The following is a 9,288-nucleotide window of genomic DNA, read 5'->3' as shown; positions in this document are numbered from 1 at the left end:
TCGACGCCCTCGCCACCCACCGCCACACCCACCACCAACCCGCCACCAGCCTCGCCTGGGGCCTCTGGCACACCACCAGCGACATGACCCAGCACATGAGCGCGACCGACGCCCTCGTACTGGCGCGCAACGGTGTGCTGCCGATGTCCGAGGAGGAGGGGCTCGCCCTCTTCGACCAGGCCATCGCCACCGGGGAACCCGTCCTGGTGCCGGCGTCGATCAGCACGAACCAGGTGCGGGCCCGTCTGGAGTCGGGCGACGCGGTGTCGCCGCTGCTCCAGGGTCTGGTGAAGGTGCGCCCCCGGCTGCGGTCGGCGGCGACTGCCGCGGACTCCTCCGAGGAGGTGTCAGCGCCGCTGCCGCAGCGGCTCGCCGCGGTTCCGGCCGAGGAACGGCTTCCGGTGCTGCTGGACTTCGTACGGGAGCAGGCGGCGTCGATTCTCGGGCTCGACGGCGTCGAGGCGGTCGTCCCGCATCGCGGGCTGATGGATCTCGGGTTCGACTCGCTGACGGCCGTGGAGTTGCGCAACCGGCTCGGGCGGGCCGCCGGTCTGCGGCTGCCGACGACTCTCGTCTTCGACCATCCGACCGCGCAGGGCATCGCGTCGTTCGTGCTCGAAGAACTCGCCCTCGGCGAGGAGACCGGGAGTGGTTCGCCGCGGTCACTGCTCGACGGCGTCGCCTCGCTGGAGGCGGCCCTGCTCTCCTCGAAGCCGGACGACACCACCCGCGAGGAGCTGGCGGCACGGCTCCAGTCGCTGTTGCTGGGGCTGACCGACCGCGGCGATGCCCCGATCGCGGGTATCGGCGAAGCCTCGGACGACGAGATCTTCGAGTTCATCGACAACGAGCTCGGTCTCTGAGCGACGGGAGCGACGGGTCCGAAGGGACCGCCCGCACACACGGAGGCCGCCGGGTGTTTCGACGGCCTCCGTCGATTCGTGCCCCGCGGGCGGTGGAACGGGGTCAGCCGACCCCTGCCACGTGTCCGTCGGGACGGATCAGCACGGACCGGATGTCCTCCCAGCCCTCGCGCTCCTCGACCGGCCAGCCGTGCACGACATGCACGGCTCCCGGAGTCGCGGCCGGCACGGAGGACACGGCCTCCGCCTCCGTGCGGACGAGCAGCACGTGGGCGGCGTCCTTCAGGTGGTCGAACAGGCGGCTCGTGGCGCCCCCGTCCAGCTTCAGGGCCAGGTCGGGGACGCGGGTGCCGACGAGCGAGTGGGCGTCGGTGCCGGAGGGAGGCGGGTAGGCGTAGTCGAGCGCCGTGATCTGTCCGGCCAGGTACTGGTTGACCTGCGGGAACTCCAGAAGACGGGAGAAGAGGTCGCGCAGGTGCTGACCGCCGGGGGTGAAGTCGAAGACCATCGTGGTCTGCGCCAGGGTATTGGCGATGACGGCCTCTCCGACGGGATGGCGTTCGTCGTGGTACGTCTCCAGGATCTCCTCACCGGCGTCGCCGCGTACCACCGCGGCGAGCTTCCAGCCGAGGTTGGTGGCGTCCTGGAGGCCCGTGTTGAGTCCCTGGCCGCCGAACGGGGAGTGGACGTGCGCGGCGTCCCCGGCGAGCAGGACCCGACCGGTGCGGTACCGGGCGGCGACACGGGCGGGGTTGCCGACGCGGGAGAGCCAGGTCGGCGAGTGGGCGCCGCAGTCGGTGCCGGTGAGGCGGAGGAGGACCTCGCGAAGCTCCTCGAAGGAGACGGGTTCCTCCTTGGTGACCCGGCTGGACTCCCGGTCGCAGACCATGATGCGGTGCCGACCGGTGTCCGGGACGATGCCGCCCATGAACCAGCCGAGCCTGCTGCCGTCCGGCGCCGGAAAGTGCCGTATGCCCAACTGCCCCATCCAGGACGGGGGTTCGGCGAGTGTGACGTCGGCCAGGATGTAGGTGGCGGTGGTGCTGCTGCCGGGGAAGTCGATGTCGGCGAGCTTGCGCACCGCGCTGTGGGCGCCGTCGCAGCCGACGACGTAGCGGGCGAAGACGCTCTCGCCGTTCTCCAGTTTCAGGCGTACGCGGTCGGGGTGGGTGGTGAGTCCCACCACGGCGTTTCCTCGTTCGACGGTGACGCCGAGGTCACCGAGGGCCTCCTCGATGACCTCTTCCACGACGTTCTGGCGCACGGACAGGCCGTAGGGGTGCGTCGTGTCGAGTCCGGCGAGTTGGAGCCAGGGCAGCAGGCCGGCCACGTTCGCCACGGGGAGCTTGCGGGAGCGTTCACCGGCGACCCGGCCGAGCAGGCCCCGCATGTCGAGGATCTCCAGGCTGCGGGCCTGGAGGCCGAACGCCCTGATGTAGGGGCTGCGTTCGGTGTCCCGCTCCAGGACCCGGACACTCGCGCCGCCGACGGTGAGTTCCCTTGCCAGCCAGAGGCCGACGGGACCGGCTCCGACGACGGCGACGTCCACGATGTCTTGTTCACTGGGCACTGAGGCTCCCGAGGGTCGGTGGGTCGGATCGGCCACAGGCTAGGGAGCGGTTCTAAAGGCCTGGAAAGGCCACGGAGTCAGGGCCTGGGCGGTCGTCCCGGCCGGTGGTGCGGCCGCACAGCAGTGCGACGCCGCGGGCGGCGAGGACGGCTCCGGCCAGGGCCCCCACGGTGCCCGGGGTGCCGCCGCCGAGACGCTCGCCGAGGAGGGTCAGGCCGATGAGGCAGGAGAGCACGGGGTTGGCGAGCGTGATGAGGACGAGGGGTGCGCCGAGGCCGCCGCGGTAGGCGACCTGGGAGAGGAGGACTCCGGCCAGGGCCAGCGGCGGGACGAGGGCGGCGGACAGCGCGGTGGCCGGGTCGAGGAGGACGTCGGGGCCGTCGTGGAGGACGGCGACGGAGAGGTTCTGGATGAGCGCCGAGCCACCGGCGAAGGCGACACCGGCGGCGACTGCGGTGCGGAGGCTGTGCGCGGGGTCGCGGGCGAGCAGGGCGATCGCCGCCGCGCAGGCGCCGGCCAGCAGGCAGGTCCGGGGCAGGTCGAGGAGGTGTTCGGCCGTGGGGTGTTGGGACGCGGTGGCCGGGAGCAGGGCGGCCAGTCCGGCGAGGGCCAGGGCGACTCCCCGCCATTCGCGGCATGCGACCCGGCGCCGGGCGAGGGCGGCGCCCATGGGCACGGCCAGGACGACGGAGAGGGCGCCGAGCGGTTGGACGAGGCTGAGCGGGCCGTAGCAGAGGGCCGCCACGTGGAGGAGGCCGCCGACGAGGTTGAGTCCGAGTGCCGTCAGGCCCTGGCCTCGGCGGAGGAGAGCGCGTCCGTCGCGGAGGAGACCGTGTTCGTGGCGGGAGGGCCCCCGACCGCGGCCGAGGTGACCGCTCGCGGTGGCCGTCGTACGGGCGGCGAGACGCTCCTGAAGGACGGCGCCGACCGCGTAGCAGGCGGCGGAGAGGACCGACAGGACGACGGTTGCTGCGGTGGTGTTCATGCCTCCCCCACTGGGCTGGTGCGCTCCGTCTCGCCGGGTGCGCCGGATCGCCGGATGCTTTCGTGGCCGGGCGACCCCGGCGGCGGAGGGATGCGGAACGAGCGGAGCCCGGCGACCGGCCGGGGGATGTACCGGTCGCCGAGCCCGTTCTTCGCGCCGTCCCGTCCCCACGAGCCGGCGCGAAACCGGACGCCCGCCTCCGCTGGGCGAGCGGTCCAGGTCCCGGGGCACGAGGTCCCCGGGCGTCCGCGGTGCGGTCCGGACAGTGGGCCGGACCGGTGGCGTGTCCCGCGTCAGACGTGTACGGCGGTCTCGCCCGTGGCGCTGGAGCCGCGCCTGGTGAGCAGGGCGAGCAGCGCGCCGCACCCGGCGATGACGGCGGAGATGGTGAAGGCGAGGCCCATGCCGCTGATGAAGCAGTCGTGGGCGATGTCGGTGATGGTGTCGGCGATGTTCCGGGGGGTGCCCTCGGGCACCGGTGCCAGACCGATGGAGACGGCGTCCTTCATGGCCTCCTGCTGTTCTCCCTCGACCTGCGGCAGGCCCGCCGCCGACCACTTGTCGGGGAGGCTGTCGCCGACGCGGGAGGCCATCACGGCGCCCAGGACCGCGGTGCCGAGGCTGCCGCCGACCTGCATGGCCGCCTGCTGGAGTCCACCGGCGATACCGGCGTGCTCCTCGGGGGCGTTGCTGACGATGACGTCGGTGCTGGCGACGATGACGGGGGCGAGTCCGAGGCCGAGGAGCACGAACCACAGGGACATCGAGAGGGTGCTGGCGTCGGTGTCGAGCGAGCCGAGGCCGAGGATCGCGGCGCCGGACAGGGCCATGCCGCCGGCCAGCGGGATCTTGGGTCCGTACTTCGCCATGAGCGCGCCGCCGAGCGGCGAGCCGACGATCATCATCGCGGTGACGGGCAGCAGGTGGACACCGCTCTCGACCGGGCTCATGCCGTGCACGTTCTGCAGGTAGAAGGTGATGAAGAACAGGCCGCCCATGAAGGCGAAGGCCATCAGGACCGTCACGACGGTCGCGGCGGACAGGGAGACGGAGCGGAACAGCGCGAGCGGGATGAGCGGGTCGCGGGCCTTGGACTCCCGCAGGACGAAGAGGAGCGCGAGGACCAGGGACGCGGCGAGCAGTCCGAGGGTCTTGGCACCGCCCCAGCCCCACGCCTCGGCCTTGATCAGGCTGAAGATGAGACAGAACATCGACCCGGAGAGCAGGATGACGCCGGGGAAGTCGAACATCCCGCCCGAGGCCACCTTCTCGGCGGGCGGCTTGCGCAGGACGATCATGCCGAGCGCGAAGGCCACGACGCCGACGGGGATGTTGAGGAAGAAGACCGACTCCCAGTTGACGTGCTCGACGAGCAGACCGCCGACGATGGGGCCGGCGGCGATGGAGGCGCCGATCACCGCTCCCCAGATGCCGATGGCCATGTTGAGCTTCTTCGCCGGGAAGGTGGCGCGCAGCAGGCCGAGTGCGGCCGGCTGGAGCAGGGAGCCGCACATGCCCTGGAGAACGCGGAAGGCGATGACCAGGCCGGGGCTGCCGGACAGTCCGATGGCGGCCGAGGTGGCGGCGAATCCGGCGACTCCGACGAGGAACGTCTGCCGGTGGCCGAAGCGGTCACCGAGCTTGCCCGCGGTGATCAGCGAGACGCCGAGCGCGAGCAGATAGCCGTTGGTGATCCACTGGATCTGCTCCAGTGTGGCACCGAGGTCCTGCTGAATGGCGGGGTTGGCGACGGCGACGATCGTGCCGTCCAGGGTCACCATCATGGCGCCGATGCCGACGGTGAACAGCGTGAGCCAGGGGTGACCGCGCAAGCCCTTCCGCTGCGGGCCGGGCTCCGTCTCGGCGGTCTTGTGTAAGGAGGAGGTCTGGGCCATGACGGCTCCGATTCGTGTCATGTCGTGACAGACAGCGGGGGCAACTGCCTGAGAAGATATGGCAGTCGCTGACAAACGTCAATCTCTGCTAGTAGACAGTCGTTGCCAGGAATTTCTGGCATGATGGTGGGGGCGGCCATCACGAGGTGGCGCCGCGACAAGCGTCCTGACTACGGGGGTTCAGGCGACGTTCCGAACCATCGGCGAAGTTGAGGAGCTGGCGACAGGTGAAACTGGAAGTTGACGCGGGAGAACCCGGACTGCGGGCACGGAAGAAGCAGCTCACCCGCGACGCGCTGATCCGCTCGGCGATCGGCCTGTTCACGGAGCAGGGCTACGAGCGCACCACGGTCGACGAGATCGTCGCCGCCGTCAACGTCTCGCAGCGCACGTTCTTCCGATACTTCAACGGCAAGGAGGACGTCGCCCTCGCCCCCGTCACCGAGATCGACGAGCGCGTGCTCGAACTTCTCTCCGAACGCCCCTCCTCGGAACCGCCGTTGGAGGCGCTGCGCCGCTCGGTGCGGGAGACTTGGGCCGGAGTCAGGGAGCAGACCGAGCGGATCAGCGGGGTCACCGCCCTCGCCCGGATCCTGCGCATCGTCGAGACCGCGCCCGGCCTCAGCGCCGCGCACGCCCAGCGCACCATGGCGTTCGAGGAGCGCCTCGGCCGGGAGATCGCCCGCAGGGAGAACCTCGACTACGACTCCGACCCCCGCCCCAAGCTGGTGGTGGCCATTTTCACCGCGGTGACCCGGGTGGCCAGCCGCTGCTGGGGACTCGACGAGGACGCCGACCTCGACGCCGTCGCCAAGACCATCGAGGAGCACTTCGACCTTCTGCTGCCGACCCTGGAAGGGCCCTGGTCCCCTGGGGCCGGCCAGGGGCACGGCGGCTGAGCGCGCCGTCCGGCGGCACCGCGGCAGCGTGCTCCGCCAGGCCGACGGCCCCTCGGCTCTCACCCGCGTCCCCTCAGTTGCTCCAGCAGCCGACGCTCGACCGCGGTCAACGGCAGCTCGGGACAGAGCCGCTCGGGGTGGTACGGGGCGGGTCCGGCGAGGTCCGGCGGCCGCTCCGCCTCCGGCAGCGGCGGGATCCAGACCCAGAAGCTGCCGTAGCCGACCAGGGCCTCCCAGATCGCCCGGAGGCAGCGGACACCCGGCGATCGCCTCTCAGGCGCCATTACCTCACGCTCCTCGCTCACGGCGGCGTTGTCGCGGCAGTGCTCTCGCAGGCAGCACCGTGCCGGTCGGCGCTTAAGCCGTGCTGAACGTCCGAGCGGCCCCGCCGGGATCGCGTGGATCGCCGGGAATCACCGACGGAGGAGATCATGTTCGACGAGCGGTCCGTGTCGGTGCACCGTCTCACCGCGATGACCCGGCACAGATTCCAGCTGGTGTGCTTCCCGCCGGACGGTCGGCTCACCGTCATCCACCGAACCGCGGCCCAGGCACTCGCGCCGTCCACCGAGGTCCTGACCGTGCTTCACGCGCCGTCCAGTGCCGCGCCGTCCTGTGCCGCGCCCTCGGCGAGGGACGCGGAGCCGTCCCCCGCGCTGTGCGACCTCATCGCGGCGGAGCTGGCGGTGCGGCTCGACCGCCCCACGGTCCTGTTCGGGCAGGGGCCGGGCGCGGTCGTCGCCCTGGAGGTGGCGCGCAGGCTCGAACTGGCCTTCCTGATCGACGGCATCCGCGGCGCACGGCTCGCGGCCCTGCTGGTCTCCTCGCAGCCGGCCCCGTGCGGCCGGCCACGCGCCGAGGAGACCACGATCAACTGCCCCATCGGCGTCCTCCACGGCGACGCCGACCCCCGGCTCCGCCACGACGAGGCGGTGGACTGGGCACACCACGGCAAGCAGCGGTTCGACCTGCACCTGCTGCACGGCGGCAAGGACTACTTCGCGCACCGTCCGGCCGAACTCGTCAACGCCCTGTCGGACTACCTGCTCATGCTCGGCTGACGCGGCCCGGCGGAGCCGTTTGGCGGGATTTTAGACGCGGTTGCGACCGTGTCCGCATGAACTCAGCCGTACGCAACGCACGGAACACGGAGGCCTGGATCCGCCGGTTCCACGAAGGCCCCGACGACGGCCCGCGCCTGATCTGCCTGCCGCACGCGGGCGGCAGCGCCAGCTTCTACCACCCGTTGTCGGCCGCCGTCACCCCCCACGTCAGCGCCTACGCGGTGCAGTACCCGGGACGGCAGGACCGCCGTCACGAGCCCTGCATCGACAGCATCCCCGAGCTCGCCGACGCGCTCTTCGAGGTGCTGGAGCCCTGGGCGGACCGCCCGCCGGCCCTGTTCGGCCACAGCATGGGCGCCACCCTCGCGTTCGAGGTCGCCGTGCGGATGGAGGAGCGCCTCGGCACGCCGCCCGCCGCGCTGTTCCTGTCCGGCCGCCGGGCGCCCTCCCGCTTCCGTCCCGAGCGCGTCCACACCCTCGACGACGCGGGGATCATCGACGAGCTGGCCACCCTGAGCGGCACCGACCCCCGTGTGCTGCGCGAGCCGGAGATTCTCGACATGGTCCTGCCGATGCTGCGCAGCGACTACCGCGCCATCGAGACCCACCGTGGCCGGCCGGGCGACACGGTCTCCTGCCCCATGACCGTCCTCACGGGAGACAGCGACGAGCGGGTCTCCGCGGAGGAAGCCGCCGCCTGGGCGGACCACGCCCGTGGCGGCTTCCGCCTGCGGACTTTCCGGGGCGGCCACTTCTACCTCAACGACCATCTCCGCGAGGTCGCCGCCACCGTCACCGACTCGCTCGCCGTCGCCCGGGCGGTCTGAGCGCGCCGCTCGCTCACTCCCCGGTGCCGGGACCGCCGCCGAACTCCTCCAGCCCCTCCTTGATGCCGGTCAGCACGTCGGCGGCCTCGGCACCGTCGATCACCCGGTGGTCGAAGGCCAGGCTGAGCCTCATCACCTTCGCGACCTCCACCCGGCCGTCCCGGGCGACCGGGCGGTCGGTCGCGCGTCCCACACCGAGCGTGATCGTGGTGCCGCCCACCGAGTGGAAGCCGTCCACGGGCCGGTGGCCCAGGGAGGTGACGGCGTAGGTGCCCATGAAACGGTCCCTGGTCGCCAGCGGCCGGACCGTCCGCCGGAACAGCGCCCGGCCCACCGGGCCGGGCAGCCGGTGCAGCATGCGCACCCCCTCGAACTCCGGTGCCCGGTCGCAGTCCACGTCCTTGAGGTGCTCCAGCTTCTTCTGGATGTCGAGCAGCTCCAGGCTGTCCAGGCCCGGCAGGACCGCGGACAGCACGACGCGTCGGCCCCCCATCGTCTTGTCGAGCGTGACCTTGGCGTTGGCCGCGCCGTACCGGGCGATCGTCGGCCGCAGCCGGCCCCTGATGGCGGCGTTCGCCTCGGGGTGCGCCGCAAGCACCCTCGACGACACGTGCAGCACATAGCCGAGGATCGAGTACGACTGTCCCGATTCCCGTGCGGCGGCGCGATGGCGTACGACCTGCGTCATGTCCACCTCGGTGTCGAGGAAGACGGGCGAGAAGGAACGGATCTCCCGCAGGAAGTGCAGCGTGTGGCGGCGCTGAGCCGCCACGGGCACTACCGCCGTCCCCTTCCCCCCGGACGCTCCGGACCCGGTGTCGGACCTCTCGACCACGGTGTCGGCCACGGTCCTCTCCTCTCGTACAGAGATCAGTTCAACCGTCCGGGGAAGGGTCTCCGACCCTTCTTAAGCCGTTCTTGGCCGCCGTCGGACGCGGCGGACGGCGACCGGCCCACGGCCCTCGCGCTCCTGCCGTTTTGGGCCGCGCAAAGGACAGCTTTAGTCGCGTCCACCACGCTCGGCCGCATGAGAGGGGAGCCCATGAACGAAGGCGGCAGGTCCGAGTCAGGACTGCCCATCGAGCCGGTGTACGGGCCCGACGCCCAGGCGGGCTGGGACCCGGCCGAGAAGCTGGGCGAGCCCGGGAAGTACCCCTTCACCCGGGGCGTGTACCCGTCCATGTA

The 9,288-nt window shown here is 71.7% G+C and carries 10 protein-coding genes; 5 read left to right on the top strand and 5 right to left on the bottom strand.

Annotation, left to right across the window (positions count from 1 at the left end; translation table 11 throughout):
- A partial coding sequence (locus tag ACFW48_RS38140) for a phosphopantetheine-binding protein (RefSeq protein ID WP_386323185.1) occupies positions 1-863 on the top strand: 863 nt, incomplete at its 5' end.
- Between the two features lie 103 nt (positions 864-966).
- Here the strand turns inward: ACFW48_RS38140 and ACFW48_RS38135 are convergent.
- From ACFW48_RS38135 to ACFW48_RS38125, 3 genes are all read right to left on the bottom strand, one after another.
- Positions 967-2,433, bottom strand: a complete 1,467-nt coding sequence (locus tag ACFW48_RS38135; RefSeq protein ID WP_386323183.1) for an FAD-dependent monooxygenase — start codon at positions 2,431-2,433, stop codon at positions 967-969.
- A 52-nt stretch (positions 2,434-2,485) separates the two neighbouring features.
- On the bottom strand, positions 2,486-3,418 hold the full coding sequence (locus tag ACFW48_RS38130; RefSeq protein WP_386323181.1) for a DMT family transporter: 933 nt from the start codon (positions 3,416-3,418) through the stop codon (positions 2,486-2,488).
- Between the two features lie 293 nt (positions 3,419-3,711).
- The gene (locus tag ACFW48_RS38125) at positions 3,712-5,313 is read right to left on the bottom strand and encodes an MFS transporter (RefSeq protein ID WP_386323189.1); all 1,602 of its coding nucleotides are present in this window, start codon (positions 5,311-5,313) and stop codon (positions 3,712-3,714) included.
- Between the two features lie 227 nt (positions 5,314-5,540).
- On the opposite strand from ACFW48_RS38125, the gene ACFW48_RS38120 reads away from it, so the two are divergent.
- Positions 5,541-6,212 (top strand): TetR/AcrR family transcriptional regulator, encoded by a 672-nt coding sequence (locus ACFW48_RS38120; RefSeq protein ID WP_386323180.1) that lies wholly within the window; start codon positions 5,541-5,543, stop codon positions 6,210-6,212.
- Positions 6,213-6,271: 59 nt separating this feature from the next.
- On the opposite strand, the gene ACFW48_RS38115 is transcribed toward ACFW48_RS38120, so the two are convergent.
- Complete coding sequence (locus tag ACFW48_RS38115) at positions 6,272-6,496, bottom strand: DUF6059 family protein (protein WP_386323178.1); 225 nt, start codon at positions 6,494-6,496, stop codon at positions 6,272-6,274.
- 147 nt (positions 6,497-6,643) lie between these two features.
- On the opposite strand from ACFW48_RS38115, the gene ACFW48_RS38110 reads away from it, so the two are divergent.
- Positions 6,644-7,273: a thioesterase II family protein gene (locus ACFW48_RS38110; RefSeq protein WP_386323176.1), complete on the top strand. Its 630-nt coding sequence runs from the start codon at positions 6,644-6,646 to the stop codon at positions 7,271-7,273.
- Positions 7,274-7,329: 56 nt separating this feature from the next.
- Positions 7,330-8,103 (top strand): thioesterase II family protein, encoded by a 774-nt coding sequence (locus ACFW48_RS38105; protein ID WP_386323175.1) that lies wholly within the window; start codon positions 7,330-7,332, stop codon positions 8,101-8,103.
- 13 nt (positions 8,104-8,116) lie between these two features.
- On the opposite strand, the gene ACFW48_RS38100 is transcribed toward ACFW48_RS38105, so the two are convergent.
- On the bottom strand, positions 8,117-8,950 hold the full coding sequence (locus ACFW48_RS38100) for a 2-oxo acid dehydrogenase subunit E2 (RefSeq protein WP_386323174.1): 834 nt from the start codon (positions 8,948-8,950) through the stop codon (positions 8,117-8,119).
- 195 nt (positions 8,951-9,145) lie between these two features.
- Here ACFW48_RS38100 and ACFW48_RS38095 point away from each other — a divergent pair.
- A partial coding sequence (locus tag ACFW48_RS38095; protein WP_386323187.1) for a methylmalonyl-CoA mutase family protein occupies positions 9,146-9,288 on the top strand: 143 nt, incomplete at its 3' end.

Source organism: Streptomyces sp. NPDC058812, assembly GCF_042744565.1.
GTDB lineage: Bacteria > Actinomycetota > Actinomycetes > Streptomycetales > Streptomycetaceae > Streptomyces > Streptomyces thinghirensis.
Note: the sequence above shows the minus strand (reverse complement) of the source record. Positions and strands in the feature narration are given on the sequence as shown.

Bases quoted from the DNA above. Each gene is read 5' to 3' on its own strand.
- ACFW48_RS38130 (WP_386323181.1), bottom strand. From the start codon at position 3,418: ATGAACACCACCGCAGCAACCGTCGTCCTGTCGGTCCTCTCCGCCGCC.
- ACFW48_RS38125 (WP_386323189.1), bottom strand. From the start codon at position 5,313: ATGGCCCAGACCTCCTCCTTACACAAGACCGCCGAGACGGAGCCCGGC.
- ACFW48_RS38115 (WP_386323178.1), bottom strand. From the start codon at position 6,496: ATGGCGCCTGAGAGGCGATCGCCGGGTGTCCGCTGCCTCCGGGCGATC.
- ACFW48_RS38110 (WP_386323176.1), top strand. From the start codon at position 6,644: ATGTTCGACGAGCGGTCCGTGTCGGTGCACCGTCTCACCGCGATGACC.
- ACFW48_RS38105 (WP_386323175.1), top strand. From the start codon at position 7,330: ATGAACTCAGCCGTACGCAACGCACGGAACACGGAGGCCTGGATCCGC.